An 18,279-nucleotide genomic window follows, 5' to 3' on the forward strand; every position below is an offset into this window, starting at 1 on the left:
ACTATGGAAACCATCATCCTCTTTGCCCCGTTGATCGGGTCGCTGATCTGCGGCTTCGGCTGGAAGTTCATCGGCGAAACCGCCGCCATGTGGGTAGCGACGGGCATGTTGTTCCTGTCCGCTCTGCTGTCCTGGGCGGTCTTCGTCAATTTTGACGGCACGACCGAGCAGATCCAGATCCTGCGCTGGATCGAAAGCGGCTCGCTGTCCACCGACTGGTCGATCCGAATGGACCGGCTGACTGCGATCATGCTCATCGTCGTCACCACGGTGTCGAGCCTCGTGCATCTCTACAGCTTCGGTTACATGGACAATGATCCGCAGTGGAAAGAGGGCGAGGTCTACAAGCCGCGCTTCTTCGCCTACCTGTCGTTCTTCACCTTTGCCATGCTGATGCTGGTGACTTCGGACAACCTTGCTCAGATGTTCTTTGGCTGGGAGGGGGTCGGCGTCGCCTCCTACCTTCTGATCGGCTTCTACTACCGTAAGCCGTCGGCCAATGCCGCGGCGATCAAGGCGTTCGTGGTCAACCGGGTCGGGGATTTCGGCTTTGCGCTCGGCATCTTCTGCATCTTCTTCCTGGTCGACAGCATCAGCTTCACCGATATCTTCAACGCGGCTCCCACCTTGGCTGAAACCCAGGTTTCGTTCCTCTGGGGCGAATGGAACGCCGCCAACCTGATCGCTGTGCTGCTGTTCATCGGTGCGATGGGCAAGTCGGCGCAACTCTTCCTGCACACCTGGCTGCCGGACGCGATGGAAGGCCCGACCCCGGTGTCGGCCCTGATCCACGCCGCCACCATGGTCACCGCCGGCGTGTTCCTTGTCTGCCGCATGTCGCCCCTGATGGAATTCGCACCCGAGGCGATGGCCTTCGTGACCGTGATCGGGGCATCGACGGCGTTTTTCGCCGCGACCGTGGGTCTGGTACAGACCGATATCAAGCGCGTTATCGCCTATTCGACCTGTTCCCAGCTGGGCTACATGTTCGTCGCCGCCGGTGTCGGCATGTATTCTGCGGCCATGTTCCACCTGTTGACGCATGCCTTCTTCAAGGCGCTGCTGTTCTTGGGCGCCGGCTCGGTCATCCATGCGATGCATCACGAGCAGGACATGATGAACTACGGCAACCTGCGCAAGAAGATCCCCTACACGTTCTGGGCCATGATGATCGGCACGCTGGCCATCACCGGCGTCGGTATCCCGCTGACGCATCTGGGTTTTGCCGGGTTCCTGTCCAAGGACGCGATCATCGAGAGCGCCTGGGCCGGCGGGTCGGGCTATGGGTTCTGGCTGTTGGTCGTGGCCGCGGCGATGACCAGCTTCTACAGCTGGCGGCTGATCTTCCTGACCTTCTATGGCCGCGAGCGGGGCGACAAGCACACCCATGAACACGCCCATGAAAGCCCGATGACCATGCTGATCCCGCTGGGCGTGCTGTCGATCGGTGCGGTGTTCTCGGGCATGGTGTTCTACAACAGCTTCTTCGGTCACGTGGACCAGGTCGGCAAGTTCTATGGCATCCCGGTCGCCGAGGCGTCCGAGCACGGCGAAGCCAAGGCCGAGGACGGCCATGGCGACGATACCGCCGCCGAAGCTGACCACGGCAAGGCCGAGGGCGAACATCACTATGCGTTCACTGGCGAACCGGGTGAAGGTGCACTCTATTTCGGCCCCGAGAACACGGTGCTGGATGACGCGCATGCTGCCCCGGTCTGGGTCAAGGTGTCGCCGTTCGTCGCGATGGTGCTGGGTCTCGTGATGGCGATCTGGTTCTATATCGTGAACCCGTCGCTGCCGGGCCGCCTCGCGGAAAACCAGCGCCCTCTCTACCTGTTCCTCAAGAACAAGTGGTATTTCGACGAGATCTATAACGTCGTCTTCGTCAAGCCGGCGCTCGGCATCGGTCGTCTGCTCTGGAAGCGCGGCGACGTGAACGTGATCGACGGCTTCCTGAACGGGATCGCCATGGGTGTCGTGCCGTTCTTCACCCGGCTGGCGGGTCGCGCACAGTCCGGATTTATCTTCACCTACGCTTTCTGGATGGTTCTGGGCATCGCCGCCCTGATCACCTGGATGTCGATCGGCGGGGGAGCACACTGATGGACAACATCCTTTCCATCGTCACCTTCATCCCGGCGCTCGCGGCGCTGATCTTGGTGGTATTCCTGCGCGGTGAAGACGAAGCAGCGCAGAAGAACGCGAAATACGTGGCGCTGTTTGCGACCACGGTGACCTTCCTCGTGTCGCTGGGCATCTATTTCCAGTTCGACCCCAACGACACCGGATTCCAGTTCGTCGAACAATCCGACTGGCTGCTGGGCTTGCAGTACAAGATGGGGGTCGACGGCATCAGCGTGCTTTTCGTGATGCTGACCACCTTCATCATGCCGCTGACAATTCTCGCCAGCTGGAACGTGACCGACCGCGTCAAGGAATACATGGTCGCCTTCCTGATCCTGGAAACCCTGATGCTCGGCGTGTTCATGGCACTCGATCTCGTGCTGTTCTACCTCTTCTTCGAGGCCGGGCTGATCCCGATGTTCCTGATCATCGGCATCTGGGGCGGCAAGGACAGGATCTATGCATCCTTCAAGTTCTTCCTCTACACCTTCCTCGGCTCGGTCCTGATGCTGGTGGCCATGGTCGGGATGTTCGCGGATGCAGGCACCACCGATATCGAGGTGCTGCTGACGCACCAGTTCAGTTTCCAGAGCTTCGATCTGCTGGGCATCCACATCGTCGGCGGCATGCAGACGCTGCTCTTCCTCGCGTTCTTCGCCTCTTTCGCGGTCAAGATGCCGATGTGGCCGGTTCATACCTGGTTGCCCGATGCGCACGTTCAGGCTCCGACTGCCGGATCGGTGGTGCTGGCCGCGATCCTGTTGAAAATGGGCGGCTACGGCTTCCTGCGTTTCAGCTTGCCGATGTTCCCGGTGGGGTCCGAGGTGATGACTCCGCTCGTCCTGTGGATGAGCGCCATCGCGATCGTCTATACGTCGCTGGTCGCGCTTGTGCAGGAGGACATGAAGAAGCTGATCGCCTATTCCTCGGTCGCGCATATGGGCTTTGTTACCATGGGCATCTTCGCCGCCAACCAGCAGGGCGTGGATGGCGCGATCTTCCAGATGCTCAGCCACGGCTTCATCTCGGCAGCGCTTTTCCTCTGCGTCGGTGTGATCTACGACCGGATGCACACCCGCGAGATCGACGCCTATGGCGGCCTCGTGGTTCGGATGCCCGCCTACGCGCTGGTCTTCATGCTGTTCACCATGGCCAATGTGGGTCTGCCAGGGACAAGCGGGTTCATCGGCGAATTCCTGACGCTGATGGGCACCTTCCAGGTCAACACCTGGGTGGCAACCGTGGCGACGTCCGGTGTGATCTTCAGCGCCGGATACGCGCTGTGGCTCTATCGACGGGTCGTATTCGGGGATCTCATCAAGGAAAGCCTGCGCACGATCACCGACATGTCGGGCCGGGAAAAGGCGATCTTTGCGCCATTGGTCGTCATGACCATCCTATTGGGGGTCTACCCGTCGCTGGTGACCGATATCATCGGGCCGTCCACCACGGCGCTGATCTCGAATTTTGACTCTTCGCTGGCAGCGGCCGAGGCCGCCGCACAGCACGCATCGAACTGAGGGGGCCGGACAGATGATCCAGGCTGATCTGACCATAATCCTGCCGGAAATCATTCTGGCCGTCTTTGCCATGCTCGCGCTTCTGGGCGCGGTCTATACCGGCAAGGACAAGACCGCGCCGCTGTTGGTCTGGGCGACCTCCGCGTTGATGGCTGTGTTGGCGGTGTTCATCGCCGGACGGAGTGGCACCCATGTCGCCTTCAGCGGCATGTTCGTGGATGACGGGTTCGCTCGCTTCGCCAAGGTTGCGATCCTGCTCTCGGCGGCTTCGGTCCTGCTGATGAGCCAGGATTACATGGCGCGCCGCGGCCTTCTGCGGTTCGAATACCCGCTGCTTGTGGCGCTCAGCGCGGTCGGCATGATGATGATGGTCAGCGCCGGCGACCTGATGGCGCTCTACATGGGGTTGGAGTTGCAATCGCTGGCGCTCTACGTTGTCGCGTCTCTGCGCCGGGACAGCGTGAAATCCACCGAGGCGGGGCTCAAGTATTTCGTGCTGGGCGCGCTGTCCTCGGGCTTGCTGCTTTACGGCGCCTCGCTGGTCTATGGTTATTCCGGCACCACGCTCTTCTCGGGCATCATCCAGACCGCGCAACATGGCGAGGTGTCTCTGGGGCTGCTGTTCGGCCTGATCTTCCTGATCTCGGGCATGGCCTTCAAGGTCAGCGCCGTGCCGTTCCACATGTGGACACCGGATGTCTACCAGGGCGCGCCGACGCCGGTCACCGCCTTCTTCGCCACCGCGCCAAAGGTGGCGGCAATGGCGTTGTTCGCGCGCGTGCTGCATGATGCCTTCGGGCAAGCGGTCGCCGACTGGCAGCAGGTGATCGCGCTGTTGTCGGTACTGTCGATGTTCCTCGGCGCCGTTGCCGCGATCGGACAGCGCGACATCAAGCGGCTGATGGCCTATTCCTCGATCGCACATATGGGCTTTGCGCTGATGGGGCTCGCCGCTGGCACCGCCTTCGGCGTGCAGGCGATGCTGATCTACATGGCGATCTACGTCACCATGAATGTCGGCACCTTCGCATTCATCCTGATGATGGAACGCGGCGGGCAGCCGGTTACCGATATCCAGGCGCTGAATCTCTATGCCAAGCGTGAGCCGGGCAAGGGTCTGGCGATGCTGGTCCTGCTGTTCTCGCTCGCCGGCGTGCCGCCGATGTTGGGGTTTTTCGGCAAGTTCTACGTGCTGCGCGCCGCCTATGAGGGTGGTCTTGCCTGGCTGGCCGTGGCCGGGGTTGTCGCCTCGGTCATCGGTGCCTTCTACTACCTGCGGATCGTCTACTTCATGTATTTCGGCGAGGAAGGCGAGGCGCTGGACAAGACCCGTGCACCTGTTCTGTGGGGCTTTCTGATGGCCTCCGCGGTGGTGATGCTGGTCGGAATCGTCAACATGTTCGGGGTCGAGGGCGCGGCGGCGGCAGCGGCGGCGACGCTTGTCAACTGATCCCGACGCCGGGCCCCTGGCTGTCCACCCCGCCGGGGGGAGTATTTTGACGAAGATGAAGCCATGAGCGACTGGCCCGACGGCTATGGCAAGCGCATCCTGGCGGAGGTCGACTCCACGCTGAACGAGGCGGCGCGGATCGCGCCGAGCCTGTCGGGCCCAGAGTGGATCCTGGCGCATCGCCAGACCGCGGCGCGCGGTCGGCGTGGGCGCGCTTGGGCCAATCCCGCAGGCAATTTGTCGGCGACCTTGGTGCTGTTTCCTGAGGAACCGCCTGGTCAGGCAGCGCTGCGCAGCTTCGTCGCGGCACTTGCACTGCTTCGGGCCTGCGAGGCGGTCAGCGACGGCCGTGGGGCGTTTACGCTGAAATGGCCCAATGACGTGCTGCTGAACGGCGGCAAGCTGGCGGGGATCCTGCTCGAGAGTGCCGGGCGCGCCGGCGGGATCGCGCATCTGGCGATCGGCATGGGTGTCAACCTCGCCGCCGCGCCGCCCGTCGAGGCGCTGGAGCCGGGGGCGTTGGCGCCAGTGTCGCTCGCTGGCGAAACCGGCACGCGCATTGAGCCCGAGGCGTTTCTCGACGAGTTGGCCACCGCCTATGCTGGGCTCGAGCGGCAGTTCACCACCTATGGGTTCGCGCCGATCCGCACGGCTTGGTTGGCGCGGGCTGCACGTCTTGGCGAAGACATCACCGCCCGCACCGTACGGTCCGAAACCCGCGGGCGGTTCGAGACCGTGGATGAGCACGGCAATCTTGTCCTGACGACGGCGGATGGACGTGTCACCATACCGGCGGCGGATATCTATTTCTGACAAACGGAGGCGCCGATGCTCTTGGCGATTGACTGCGGCAACACCAACACCGTGTTCTCGATCTGGGATGGAACGCGGTTCCTTTGCACGCTGCGCACTTCGACCCATCACGCGCGCACGGCGGATGCCTATTTCACCTGGTATTCGACCCTTGTGAAACACTACGGGATCGAGGCCGACATCACCGATGTGATCATCAGCTCGACGGTGCCGCGTGTTGTCTTCAACCTGCGGGTCTTTGCCGACCGGTTCTTCCGCTGCCGCCCGATCGTCGTGGGCAAGCCCGAATGCCTGCTGCCGCATGATCCGCGGGTGGACGAGGGCACGCAGGTCGGCCCGGACCGGTTGGTCAACACGGCAGGGGCGTTCGACCGGCATGGCGGTGACCTGATCGTCGTGGATTTCGGCACCGCCACCACCTTCGATGTTGTGGCCAGCGACGGCGCCTATGTGGGCGGGGTGATCGCGCCGGGCGTCAATCTGAGCCTTGAGGCGTTGCACATGGCGGCGGCGGCGCTGCCGCATGTGGACATTTCGGTGCCGCAGCAGGTCGTGGGCACGAATACGGTGGCCTGCATCCAGTCAGGTATCTTTTGGGGTTATGTCGGGCTCGTTCGCGAGATATGCACCCGTATCAAGGCCGAGCGCGATCGGCCCATGACCATCGTCGCGACCGGAGGTCTGGCGCCCCTGTTCCAGCAGAGCGCGGATCTCTTCGATGTCATGGAAGACGACCTGACGATGCATGGCCTGACCGTGATCCACAAATTCAACAAGGACAACGCCTGAGTTCATGAGCAGCGAACGTTTGATCTATCTGCCCCTCGGCGGGGCGGGCGAAATTGGCATGAATGCCTATGTGTATGGCTATGGTGCGCCCGACAAGGAGCGTTTCATCCTGGTCGACCTGGGCGTGACCTTTCCGGACATGGACGGAACGCCCGGGGTCGACCTGATCCTGCCTGATATCACCTGGTTGCGCGAGCGTGCCGACCGGTTGGACGCGGTGTTCATCACCCATGCGCATGAGGATCACGTCGGCGCGGTGGCGCATTTCTTCGATGACCTGAAGGCGCCGATCTACGCCCGCGCTTTCACCGCGAACATCGCGCGGGGCAAGCTGGCCGAGTTCGGTATTTCCGAGACGGCGGTGCGCACCGTGTCGGCCTGGCCCGAGCAGGTCACCGCGGGCCCGTTCACTGTCGGCTTCCTGCCGATCTCACATTCGATTCCGGAAAGCGCGGCGCTGGTCATCGACACGCCCGACGGGCGGGTGATCCATTCGGGCGATTTCAAACTCGACGCGACGCCAGTGGTGGGCGAGCCCTTCGATCCGGATCTCTGGGCGGAGGTGAGCAAGGGCGGCGTCAAGGCGCTGATCTGCGATTCGACCAACGTGTTCTCGCCCGATCCGGGCCGCTCGGAGGCGAGCGTTGGACCGGCCATCGAGGAACTGGTGGCCGCGGCCCCCGGCATGGTCGTGGCGACGACCTTCGCCAGCAACGTGGCGCGGGTCAAGACGTTGGCCGAGGCCGGGCAGCGGGCAGGGCGGTCGATTGTCCTGATGGGCCGGGCGATGCGGCGGATGATAGAAGCGGCGCAGGAAACCGGAGTGTTGTCGGGCTTTCCAACCGTGGTGAGTGCCGAGGCCGCGCAGGACATCCCGCGCGAGAACCTGATGCTGCTGGTGACCGGCAGCCAGGGCGAGCGGCGTGCCGCCAGCGCGCAGCTGGCGCGCGGCAAGTATCAGGGGCTCGAGATGAAGGAGGGCGACCTGTTCCTGTTCTCCTCCAAGACCATCCCCGGCAACGAGCGGGGCGTGATCCGGATCATGAACGCCTTCAGCGAAAAGGGAGTCGACGTGGTGGATGACAGCACCGGGCATTACCATGTCTCGGGCCATGCCAACCGTCCTGACATCGAGCGGCTGCATGACATCGTGCGCCCGCAGATCGTGATCCCGATGCATGGCGAGCACCGCCATCTGCGCGAACATGCGAAACTTGCGACAGCGCGCGGGATGCAGGGGGTCGTCGCGGTAAATGGCATGATGATGGACCTGTCGGGCAACGCGCCGACAGTGGCGGAATATGTCGAAACCGGGCGGACCTATCTCGACGGCAGCGTCAAGATCGGTGCGCTGGATGGCGTCGTGCGCGACCGGATCCGCATGGCGCTGAACGGCCATGTCACGGTCACGGTGATCCTGGATGAAAGCGACGAACCTCTAGGCGATCCCTGGTGTGATATCATGGGGTTGGCCGAGACCGGCGGATCGGGCACGCTGCTGGTCGAAGTTCTGGAGGAGGACCTGGGACAGTTCCTCGGCCGGGCCAAGGGCAAGACTTTGAAGGACGACGACAAGCTGGAAGAGGAAATGCGCCGGATCGTGCGCAAGACCGCTCAGGACGAGATCGGCAAGAAGCCCGAGGTCACCGTGGTGATCAGCCGGATGCGGTGAAAACCAGGAGGGGGCGTAGTCCCCTCTTGGCCATCGATTGTGTCTCTCTCGGTATACTCGAACTCAGAAAGCCCCAGCCCGTTCAGCCGGCGCGGCGTTCCTCGAAGCTGAGCGCGATGAAGCTCGGCAGATGATCGCCCATGCCGACCACCGGATTGCCATTCCTCGGCCCGCGATCAGAGGATCGACCGCGCGACGCGGGCTTCGGACTTTCGGCCTTGGGCTCGGGCACCGCCACTTCTGTCTGCGGCGCGGGGGCGGGCGCATCGGCGGCCTTTTCCGTGTCGCGGGGCTTGCGGCTCCGGCTGCGCGGCGCGGGTTTCCGAGGCTCGGCCTCGGTCTCCTGCGCGGCAGGTTCCGGCGCTGGATCGCCTGAGCTGAGCGGATTGTCGAGCCGCGGGATTTCCTTTTGCACAAGGCGCTCGATATCGGCGAGGTTCTTCTCGTCGCGCGGCACGCAGATCATCATCGCGGAGCCGTCCCGCCCGGCACGGCCGGTGCGGCCGATCCGGTGGACGTAGTCCTCGGCATGACCGGGCACGTCGAAGTTGAACACATGGCTGACAGCGGGCACGTCGAGCCCGCGCGCAGCCACGTCCGAGGCCACCAAGAAGCGCAGCGACCCATCGCGGAACCCGTCCAGCGTGCGCGTGCGCTGGCTCTGGTCGAGATCGCCGTGGATCGGGGCCGCGTCATAGCCGTATTTCTTCAGGCTCTTGGCGACGATATCCACATCCGTCTTGCGGTTGCAGAAGATGATGGCGTTGGTGCATTTCTCGCCTTCGCCGTCGATCATCGCGCGCAGCAGCTTGCGCTTCTCGCTCGCTTCGCGATCCTTGCGGCTGCCCTTGAACATGACCACGCCCTGGGTGATGTTTTCGCCCGTCGTCGCCTGGCGGGCGACCTCGATGCGGACCGGGGCGGACAGGAAGGTGTTGGTGATGCGTTCGATCTCGGGCGCCATGGTGGCCGAGAAGAACAGCGTCTGCCGGGTGAAGGGCGTCAGGCTGAAGATGCGCTCGATATCCGGGATGAACCCCATGTCGAGCATTCGGTCAGCTTCGTCCACCACCATGATCTGCACGCCGGTCAACAGAAGTTTGCCGCGTTCGAAGTGGTCGAGCAGCCGGCCCGGTGTGGCAATGAGAACGTCGACGCCCTTGTCGATCAGCTTGTCCTGTTCATTGAAAGAGACGCCCCCGATCAGCAGAGCCTTGGTCAACTTGACATGCTTGGCGTAGGTGTCGAAGTTCTCGGCAACCTGCGCGGCCAGTTCACGGGTCGGGCACAGCACAAGGCTGCGCGGCATCCGGGCACGGGCGCGACCCCGTGCCAGCATGGTGATCATCGGCAGGGTGAAGCTGGCGGTCTTGCCGGTTCCGGTCTGGGCGATGCCCAGAACGTCCTTGCCCTCGAGCGCGGGGGGAATGGCGCCTTCCTGGATCGGGGTCGGGGTTTCATAGCCGGCCTCTTCGACCGCCTTCAGCACCTTGGGATTCAGGTTCAGTTCAGAAAATTTTGTCATGTGTGTCCGTGTTTCGCGGACACTGTTCCGGCCCGCCGTCTGGTCGGAGCCGGACCCCATCGGTCCTGCGCTTCTGCGCATCATGGCTCGTGTCATGGGCCTTAGCAAAAAGGTGAACGGGGGTCAAACGATGCCGCACCGTTACAGCATTATTCCGTGTCGTCCGTGTCGCCTGTGGTGGGCGGTTCGAAATCGGGAAACTGCCGCGCCCGCTTGGCGACAAGATCGAGCGGGCGCAGATGCAGCAGCCCGGCCTCGGAGAGCCGCGCCCGCATCGCCGGGGTGTCAGCGCAGAGCGCGTCGAAGACCGCGCGCAGTCCGGCCTCTCCGCCGGTCGCATCGGCATCGCGCAGAATTCGATGCAACGTCCCGCCGCCCAGCCCTTCGCGATAGGCGCCGTGATCCAGCCGATAACGCGCGGCCTGCCGCCAGCTTTGCCAGTCGCGCACGTGACGATGGCACAGATCGACCCCGGGCAGGGGGTGTTCTGCGGGGTTCATCTCGGTTCCCTGAAAGGCGTTGTGGATGCGGAATGTGAGGTTCGACAGTCCCGTGCGCAGGAACAGCTTGCCCGCGAGGTGGCTCAGGAAGCCGCAAGGTACCTCCGTGCCGACGCCGGGAAAGACAGCCTCGCTGATCCGCGCGCGATCCGGCCCCGGCGGGATGAACCCCTTGAACGCATCGCCATCGCCCGCCAACGATTCGATGGGGCGAACGCGGGCGCAGAGCGCGCCCTCGGGCAGCGTGGAAAGCGCAGCGGCGATGGTATCCTGCGACCACAGGAATTCATCGACATCGATGTGGGCCAGCCAATCGACCTCGGCCGCCCTGCCATAGGCATGGGTGGCGTTCAGCACCTGCCGCACCTGGTGCTTCTTCGGACGCGGCTTGCCGAGTTTTCGCCAATACGCGGCGTCACAGCTGACGACACGGGTCTTGGGGTGCGATTTCAGGTGATGTACCGCCTCAGGGTCGGGCGCGTCCAAGTAGACGTAGATGCGATGCGCGCCCAACTCGATGTGATGCGCTGCAAAGGCGAGCGTCTCGGCTGTGGGGGCCTTTATCGTGGCAACGATCCCCCAGCGGAGTGAGCCAGCTCCGGTCAGACCATCATTTCCTTGGTGGCGGTCAGCTTCACCTCGGGGTGGTCGCGTTCGATCCGGTCGATGTCCCATTGCAGGCGGGTCAGGTAGACGATGTCGCCGTCGTGGTCGTGGGCGATGTGTTGCTTGTTGGCGGTGACGAACTTGTCCACCGCCACCCGATCTCCATTGACCCAGCGGGCCGAGGTGAATTGTGACGCCTCAAAGCGCACTGGCAGGCCGTATTCCATCTCGATCCGGCTGGCGAGCACTTCGAATTGCAATTGCCCGACGACGCCGACGATGAAGCCCGACCCGATCGAGGGCTTGAACACCTTGGCGGCGCCTTCCTCGGCGAACTGCATCAGCGCCTTCTCGAGGTGTTTTGACTTCATCGGATCGCCCGCGCGTACGCCCTGCAGCAGTTCGGGCGCAAAGCTGGGGATACCGGTGACGCGCAGCGCCTCGCCTTCGGTCAGCGTGTCGCCGATGCGGAGCTGACCGTGGTTGGGAATCCCGATGATGTCGCCAGCCCAGGCTTCTTCGGCCAGTTCACGGTCGCTGGCAAGGAACAGCACAGGGTTGCTGATCGCCATCGGCTTCTTGCTGCGCACATGGGTCAGCTTCATGCCGCGCTTGAAGTGCCCGGACGCCATCCGCACGAAGGCGACGCGGTCCCGGTGCTTGGGGTCCATGTTCGCCTGAACCTTGAAGACAAATCCTGAAACTTTTGATTCTTCTGGAAGAATCTCCCGCGGTGTGGCGCTCTGAATTTGCGGTTCGGGGCCGTAGAGACCGATACCGTTCATCAACTCCTTGACCCCGAAACTGTTGATCGCCGAGCCAAACCAGATCGGCGTCATATGCCCTTCCAGAACCGCTTGCGGGTTCAGCTTGGGCAACAGTTCGCGCGCCATCTCGAGTTCTTCGCGCAGCTGCGCGAGCAGCGCTGCGGGCACGTGTTCGGCCAGTTTCGGATCATCCAGCCCGTTGATCTCGATGCTCTCGGCGACCTTGTTGCGGTCCGCGCGGTCCATCAATTCAAGCCGGTCGCGCAGGATGTCATAGCAGCCGAGGAAATCGCGGCCCTGGCCGATCGGCCAGGAGGCCGGAGTCACGTCGATGGCCAGGTTCTCCTGGATCTCGTCGATGATCTCGAAAACGTCCCGGCTCTCGCGATCCATCTTGTTGCAGAAGGTCAGGATCGGCAGGTCGCGCAGGCGGCAGACCTCGAACAGCTTGCGGGTCTGGCTCTCGACCCCCTTGGCACCATCGATCACCATCACTGCCGCATCCACCGCGGTCAGCGTGCGATAGGTGTCTTCCGAGAAGTCGGAGTGGCCGGGTGTGTCCACAAGATTGAACCGGAACTCCTTGAAGTCGAACGACATGGCCGAAGCCGAAACCGAGATGCCGCGATCCTTTTCCATCTGCATGAAGTCGGAGCGCGTACGCCGTGCCTCGCCCTTGGCGCGCACCTGCCCGGCCATCTGGATGGCACCGCCGAACAGCAGGAACTTTTCGGTCAGCGTTGTCTTGCCCGCATCCGGATGCGAGATGATCGCGAAGGTGCGACGACGCGCGATCTCGGGCGGCAGGTCTGGGCGGTTCTGGGCGGTGTCAAGCATGAGCGCGCATATAGGTAACGTTGCACCCGAGCGCAAGAAACTCCGGTGCGCGTCAGGGCCGGGTGATCAGCAGATCGCAGGGCGGATCGCGGGTGAGATCGGAAGCGAGCGAGCCGAGAATGGCGCGGCTTGCCCCGACACGTCCATGCGCGCCCAGAGCGATCAGGTCGGTGCCGCGCGACTCGACCTCTTGACGGATGACCGGATAGGGCGACCCCGGCAGAATCTCCGTCGCCGGCACCAGTTTGGCCAGCTTCTCGGGCAAGCCCGCGCGCCATTCGGTGTCGGCGGCTTCGGCCTCCGCGCGATAGGGCGCATCGAGGTCGGCCTGCGCCACCGCGGTGCGTCCGAGGATGCCGCTATAGGGCAGGTGCAGCGCATGGATCGGGCTGAACACTGCGTCCGGGGCGATCTCGTGCGCGAGCGTCAGGGCGCGGGTGCTGGCAGGCGAGAAATCGCAGGCCAGGATGATTTTGTCATAGTCATGGTCGCAGGTGTCCTGCGCAAGCAGCACCGAACAGCGCGTGTTTCGCACGATACGCTGCATGGTGGTTTCGCGCAGCTCGCCGAGGAAGGCCCGCGGCCTGTGCGCCCCCAGTACCAACAGGTCGGTCCCGGTCTTGTCGATCATGGCCAGGATATCGCTGGTCGGATCACCGATGACGGCATGGGCCTCGTGCGGGTGGTCTCCGGCCAGGCTGTCGGCGAAGCGGGTCAGTCGCGCCTGCGCACGCTCCAGAGTCTCTTCGAGGATGTCCATCGGCATCGCATCGTCCAGCACCGAGAAGGCGATGACCTTGCGCCCCATCTGCGCGCCCAGGCGGAACGCTCGTTGCATGGCCCTGTCCGAGCGGGATGACATGTCCGAGGCAACGAGGATCGGGGCGGTTGAGTTCGGCATCGGGGTCCTCCGGATTTGACGTTCCCTGAAAGATATGAAGCCGCCGCCGAAAGACAAGAACGCCGCCGGATCGGTGACGGGTGCCACGGGACGTGCTAAGCTGGCGCGGGCGATCATGGAGGATGCAATGTCGATCAGGGAAATTGCCGAGCAACTGGTTGCGGGCTGCCGTGAAGGACGCGAGCTGGCCAATCTGGAAAAGCTTTATGCACCGGATGCGGTATCTGTCGAGGGCGCCGACATGGGCAATGGGCGCGAGGCGCGCGGGCTCGAGGCGATCCGCGCCAAGCACGACTGGTGGGAGAGCGAGATGGAGATGCTCGACAGTTCCATCGAGGGGCCGATGCTGCATGGCGAGGACCGCTTCGCCGTGGTGTTCAACGTCAAGGTGCGGGAGAAATCCAGCGGCAAGGTCACCGAGATGTCGGAGGTCGGCGTCTACCACGTGTCGGATGGCCGGATCGTGCGCGAGGAATTCTTCTACTGATCCTGACTGTGCCGCCAGGCCGAACGGATGGTGGCTGCCAACAAGCAGCCGCCTAGGCCACCGTGCGCCTTGCGTCACTCCGCCGCCAGTTGGCGGATTATCTGGAAGGCATCTGGCCGCCTGAGCAGCGCCGCGGCGTGACTATGCGGTTGCGTCGCGCAGGTGGACGCGCAGGCAGCGTGTTCGAGCCGCGCGAGCAGGTTGGCTGGAAGCATCCGCTCGCACCTTTCCGGCAGGAGCCGCGATTCGGCGGCAATCCCTTCCGCGAAGACCACCTGATGCGTCGCGAAGAGCATCTGGACCATCGGTACAGTGACACGAGGACCCGAGGTGATGCTGCGCCCATCGGCGAGGTGACGCGCTTTCACGGCGAGCCTTGGTCGGCCCGGCCCCGTCTCGTCGGGGTTCTGGGGCAGGAACAGGCGGTGATCTTGGGTGAGCGGCCGGGGCCTCGGATTGCCCAGCACGTCCGCGGCGATCCGGACCGGGCGCAGCGCGGCTGTGAAGCGACGGGTCCGGAGCACTGTCTGAGGACCGCAATCGCGGGTCATGACCCGGGCCCCGGGGCGCACATCCTCGATCGGCGTCTGCGCGCCATTGCCCATGGTGAGCCGGGTGCCACGCGCGAAAGCGGTGCTTGGCAAGCGCTCCAGCGCGCGCTCTGGCCCATCCGCAGGCGCGGCCAGACGGCGGTAATCGGCCCCCGGAAAGGGCGTCGCATCGCAGATCAGATACCGTGAATCCGCGTCTGCAAGGATCACGCCGGTGACGGTCTGACCGGTGGGTGACAGCAACGTCAGGGCCTTCTCAGGCCGCAGGGGCGCATCAGGATGTCCTAGGTCACTTCCAGCGCCGATACGCAGCTGCCCGTCCGAGGCGCGCGCAAGGCTCAGCAAGGCCCGATGCTCAGACGGTGGAAAGATCCACCGCTGGCCCTCCAGCACCTTGATGTCGGCGCAAGTCCAGACCAGGGCGCTCGGGGCGGACGTATCGGGCGCGGTCATCGCGGAACTCTCGCAGCAGCGGTATGTGGCCGGAACGGCCTGTCGCGCCCATTCTGGCGAAGCAGACGTGAAAACCCGGTGAATCGCTGGCAAAGCAGCGGCGGAGGGTGTTAGGTCTGTCGCGACACAGACAGGGAGACGGACCGATGGATCTGGGAATTGCCGGGAAACGCGCGCTGGTCTGCGCCAGCAGCAAGGGCCTGGGACTGGGCTGCGCCGAGGCGCTGGCAGAGGCCGGGGTGGAATTGGTGATGAACGCGCGCGGCGCGGACGCTCTGGAGGCTTCGGCCGACGCGATCCGGCAGGCGCATGGCGTGGCGGTCACCACGGTCGCGGCGGATGTTACGACCGAAGACGGCCAGGCCGCGGTGATCGAGGCGGCAGGTGCCGCGGATATCCTTGTCACCAATGCCGGCGGCCCGCCTCCGGGCATGTGGTCGGATTGGGACCGCGATGATTTCATCAAGGCGCTGGATGCCAACATGCTTGCCCCGATCGCGCTGATGAAGGCGCTGATGCCTGGCATGATCGATCAGGGCTGGGGCCGTGTGGTCAACATCACCAGCCAGTCCGTGCGCGCGCCAATCGCCGTGCTGGGCCTGTCCAACGCGGCGCGCACCGGGCTCACCGGCTATGTCGCGGGCACCGCGCGTCAGGTTGCGCAGCACGGGGTCAACGTCAACAACCTGCTGCCGGGGATTCACGCCACCGATCGCGCCGACGCGCTGGATGGCGGGGTGGTCAAGGCCGAGGGCATCTCGCTCGAGGAGGCGCGCGCGCGCCGGGCCGCGACCATTCCGGTGCGGCGCTATGGCACGCGGCACGAATTCGGTGCCGCCTGCGCTTTCCTTTGCAGCCAGCATGCGGGCTTCATCGTCGGGCAGAACATCCTGCTGGACGGGGGCGGAACCAACCTGACCATGTGATCGGCACCGGCTGCGCCCTTGCACCGGGCGGGCCGGGTTGCTATCTGCGCCGAAACCCGATGGTTTTGATAAGATAACGGCAGCGAGGCCCGGCGGTGCAGACCCAAGTAGAACGCAGCACGCCCAAGGCGGCGGCCGGCATGCCGGTGCCGCGACTCGAAATCCGCAACCTCGTGCGCCTGTTCGACGGGCGCCGGGTGGTTGACGAGGTGTCGCTCCGGATCATGCCCGGGCAGGTCACCTGTCTGCTGGGGCCATCGGGCTGCGGCAAGTCGACGACGCTCAGGATGATCGCGGGCGTCGAGATGCAGGACAGCGGCGAAATCTGGGTCGATGGCAAGCTGGTCTGCGATACCGTTTTTCGGGTGCCGCCCGAGCGGCGCCAGATCGGGCTGATGTTTCAGGATTTTGCGCTGTTTCCGCATCTGAGCGTGGCGGGCAACGTCGCCTATGGCCTCAAGGGCAGCAAGGACGAGAAACGCGCCCGTGTCGCCGAACTGCTGGAGCGCGTCGATCTTTTGCGCTTCATCGACGGCTATCCGCACCAACTGTCGGGTGGCGAACAGCAGCGCGTGGCGCTGGCACGGGCGCTGGCACCGCGGCCACGGATCATGCTGATGGACGAACCGTTTTCCGGGCTCGACAACCGCCTGCGCGACGGCATCCGCGACGAGACTCTGAGCCTTCTCAAGGAGGAGGACACCGCTGTCCTGCTGGTCACGCACGAGCCGGACGAGGCGATGCGGATGGCCGACGAAATCGCGCTGATGCGTGATGGCCGGATCGTGCAGCAGGGCGCGCCCTACAACGTCTATACCCGTCCGGTGGACCGTGCGGCGGTCGCTTTCTTCTCAGACGCCAACGTGTTGCGCGCCCAGGTCAATGGCGCGCTGGCGCAGACCCCTTTTGGCCAGTTCCTCGCTCCCGGGGTGCCGGACCGGACCGATGTCGACATCGTCTTCCGTCCGCAGCATGTGAAGATCGATTTCGATCGCAACGGGCAGGGTCCGCTGCCGACGCCCACGGATGGCGTACCGGCGCGCGCCCAGGTGGTGCGTGCGCGCTTCATGGGGCATGAAAGCCTGGTCGAATTCCGCGTGGATTACGATGGCTCGATCCTGAAGGCCACGGTGCCGAACGTCTTCCTGCCTGCCGCCGGTACGGTGATGTGGCTGACAGTGCGGCGCGATCGCTGCTTCGTGTTCCCGGCCACGTCCGGAAAGGCCGCTGCCTTCGGCGAGGGGCGCTAGGTCCGAGCAGCCTCCGTCTGCCGGTCCCGCAGGCGTTTGCCCGGTTCGTCCACGAAAAGTTCGGGCAGCGGAGTCGCGCGTTCGATGAGGTCGACGCGCAGGTCACGGAAGGCGTCCGCGGTATCGCTCCAGCCGGAAAGAACCCAGGCACCGCCGGTGCTGGCGAGCCGCAGCGGGCGGATCACCTCGGCCTCGGCGTTTCCGGCGTAGGCGATGCGCAGCTTCTGGCGTGCGCCGATCGCGCTGCGCAGGTCGGCGAGGTGTGACAGGCCCCGGGCCGGGTCGGCGAGCGGATTGAACGCGTGTTTCCAGGCCTCCGCTTCGGCGATGGTCTCGGCGGGCAGCGCCGCCTCGAGTTTTACGGTCAGGCTCTGCGCCGCGGCTTTCAGAACCGGGTCCGCGGCCTGCGCCACGATCGCCACACCGAGGCTGAGGGCATCGAATTCCTCCGGGGTCAGATCGAGCGGCGGCAGTGCCAGGCGTTCCGCCAGACGGTAGCCCGCGCCGGGTCGCCCCTCGACCGGGACTCCGGCAGCGGCGAGTCGGTCCATGTCACGATAGATCGTGCGCAGACTGACCCCGAGGCTTGCGGCAAGGTCTTCGGCGCGATGGTGCGCGCCGTCGCGCAATAGGGTGGTCAGAGCCAGGAGTCGGTCTGTGCGGGCCATTCTTCGGTCTTGCCACGCTATGCGACGGCGGTAAAGACTTCCTGCCAAATACATGGCAGGAGTTCCTGTCGCCCCGTATCCATCCGGTGCCGGCGCCTTGAATTGTCGCGCCTTTGCGGGTTTGCCGCTTTCGCGCTGTCATCCGCTTGCGTAGAACACCGACGGGATTTCATGTGCGCCGCGTGGCGCGCCATATGTCTGAGGAGACGGAGATGTTGAACAATATCGGCCTGCCGGGCCTGCTCTTGATCGCGGTTGTGGTCCTGGTGCTGTTCGGACGCGGCAAGATCAGTTCGCTGATGGGCGAGGTGGGCAAGGGCATCACATCGTTCAAGAAGGGTATCAGCGAGGGCCAGAAGGAACTGGACGACGACAAGGTGGCCGACGCCAAGGACGTCACTCCCGTCGACCCGGCCGCCGACAAGGACAAGGCATAACCT

16 protein-coding genes are annotated in these 18,279 nt (G+C 64.3%); 10 read left to right on the forward strand and 6 right to left on the reverse strand.

The window, feature by feature from the left end; translation table 11 throughout:
* Nucleotides 1-3 precede the first annotated feature (3 nt).
* From nuoL to JF290_RS17290, 6 genes are all read left to right on the forward strand, one after another.
* On the forward strand, nt 4-2,103 hold the full coding sequence (nuoL, locus tag JF290_RS17265; RefSeq protein ID WP_199026140.1) for an NADH-quinone oxidoreductase subunit L: 2,100 nt from the start codon (nt 4-6) through the stop codon (nt 2,101-2,103).
* On the forward strand, nt 2,103-3,644 hold the full coding sequence (locus JF290_RS17270; RefSeq protein ID WP_199026141.1) for an NADH-quinone oxidoreductase subunit M: 1,542 nt from the start codon (nt 2,103-2,105) through the stop codon (nt 3,642-3,644). The genes nuoL and JF290_RS17270 overlap by 1 nt, the downstream gene beginning before the upstream one ends.
* Nucleotides 3,645-3,657: 13 nt before the next feature.
* Nucleotides 3,658-5,094, forward strand: coding sequence for an NADH-quinone oxidoreductase subunit NuoN (nuoN, locus tag JF290_RS17275; protein ID WP_199026142.1), 1,437 nt, complete (start codon nt 3,658-3,660; stop codon nt 5,092-5,094).
* 63 nt (nt 5,095-5,157) lie between these two features.
* Nucleotides 5,158-5,907 carry a biotin--[acetyl-CoA-carboxylase] ligase gene (locus JF290_RS17280; RefSeq protein WP_199026143.1) on the forward strand — a complete coding sequence of 250 codons (750 nt, stop codon included), beginning with the start codon at nt 5,158-5,160 and terminating at the stop codon, nt 5,905-5,907.
* Nucleotides 5,908-5,922: 15 nt separating this feature from the next.
* Nucleotides 5,923-6,696 carry a type III pantothenate kinase gene (locus JF290_RS17285; protein WP_199026144.1) on the forward strand — a complete coding sequence of 258 codons (774 nt, stop codon included), beginning with the start codon at nt 5,923-5,925 and terminating at the stop codon, nt 6,694-6,696.
* Nucleotides 6,697-6,700: 4 nt separating this feature from the next.
* Nucleotides 6,701-8,368 carry a ribonuclease J gene (locus JF290_RS17290; RefSeq protein WP_199026145.1) on the forward strand — a complete coding sequence of 556 codons (1,668 nt, stop codon included), beginning with the start codon at nt 6,701-6,703 and terminating at the stop codon, nt 8,366-8,368.
* Nucleotides 8,369-8,450: 82 nt separating this feature from the next.
* Here the strand turns inward: JF290_RS17290 and JF290_RS17295 are convergent, their stop codons facing one another.
* The 4 genes from JF290_RS17295 to JF290_RS17310 all read right to left on the reverse strand — a co-directional run bounded on the left by JF290_RS17295 (nt 8,451) and on the right by JF290_RS17310 (nt 13,504).
* The gene (locus JF290_RS17295; protein ID WP_199026146.1) at nt 8,451-9,893 is read right to left on the reverse strand and encodes a DEAD/DEAH box helicase; all 1,443 of its coding nucleotides are present in this window, start codon (nt 9,891-9,893) and stop codon (nt 8,451-8,453) included.
* A 149-nt stretch (nt 9,894-10,042) separates the two neighbouring features.
* Complete coding sequence (locus JF290_RS17300; protein WP_268912034.1) at nt 10,043-10,999, reverse strand: glycosyltransferase family 2 protein; 957 nt, start codon at nt 10,997-10,999, stop codon at nt 10,043-10,045.
* On the reverse strand, nt 10,996-12,603 hold the full coding sequence (locus JF290_RS17305; protein ID WP_199026148.1) for a peptide chain release factor 3: 1,608 nt from the start codon (nt 12,601-12,603) through the stop codon (nt 10,996-10,998). The genes JF290_RS17300 and JF290_RS17305 overlap by 4 nt, the downstream gene beginning before the upstream one ends.
* A gap of 52 nt (nt 12,604-12,655) precedes the next feature.
* Complete coding sequence (locus JF290_RS17310; protein ID WP_199026149.1) at nt 12,656-13,504, reverse strand: universal stress protein; 849 nt, start codon at nt 13,502-13,504, stop codon at nt 12,656-12,658.
* A gap of 34 nt (nt 13,505-13,538) precedes the next feature.
* Between JF290_RS17310 and JF290_RS17315 the strand changes: the two genes are divergently transcribed.
* Nucleotides 13,539-13,991 carry a nuclear transport factor 2 family protein gene (locus JF290_RS17315; RefSeq protein WP_328701286.1) on the forward strand — a complete coding sequence of 151 codons (453 nt, stop codon included), beginning with the start codon at nt 13,539-13,541 and terminating at the stop codon, nt 13,989-13,991.
* Between the two features lie 74 nt (nt 13,992-14,065).
* On the opposite strand, the gene JF290_RS17320 is transcribed toward JF290_RS17315, so the two are convergent.
* Complete coding sequence (locus JF290_RS17320) at nt 14,066-14,995, reverse strand: Hint domain-containing protein (protein WP_199026150.1); 930 nt, start codon at nt 14,993-14,995, stop codon at nt 14,066-14,068.
* A gap of 146 nt (nt 14,996-15,141) precedes the next feature.
* Between JF290_RS17320 and JF290_RS17325 the strand changes: the two genes are divergently transcribed.
* Entirely contained in the window at nt 15,142-15,921 is a 780-nt protein-coding gene (locus JF290_RS17325) for an SDR family oxidoreductase (RefSeq protein ID WP_199026151.1), read from the forward strand.
* Between the two features lie 140 nt (nt 15,922-16,061).
* Entirely contained in the window at nt 16,062-17,171 is a 1,110-nt protein-coding gene (locus JF290_RS17330) for an ABC transporter ATP-binding protein (RefSeq protein ID WP_199026194.1), read from the forward strand.
* On the opposite strand, the gene JF290_RS17335 is transcribed toward JF290_RS17330, so the two are convergent.
* Nucleotides 17,168-17,839, reverse strand: coding sequence for a helix-turn-helix transcriptional regulator (locus JF290_RS17335; protein WP_199026152.1), 672 nt, complete (start codon nt 17,837-17,839; stop codon nt 17,168-17,170). The two genes, JF290_RS17330 and JF290_RS17335, sit on opposite strands and share 4 nt — an antisense overlap.
* Nucleotides 17,840-18,051: 212 nt before the next feature.
* On the opposite strand from JF290_RS17335, the gene JF290_RS17340 reads away from it, so the two are divergent.
* Nucleotides 18,052-18,276, forward strand: a complete 225-nt coding sequence (locus JF290_RS17340) for a twin-arginine translocase TatA/TatE family subunit (RefSeq protein ID WP_199026153.1) — start codon at nt 18,052-18,054, stop codon at nt 18,274-18,276.
* Nucleotides 18,277-18,279 lie beyond the last annotated feature (3 nt).

This window comes from Sedimentitalea arenosa (genome assembly GCF_016428585.1).
GTDB lineage: Bacteria > Pseudomonadota > Alphaproteobacteria > Rhodobacterales > Rhodobacteraceae > Sedimentitalea > Sedimentitalea arenosa.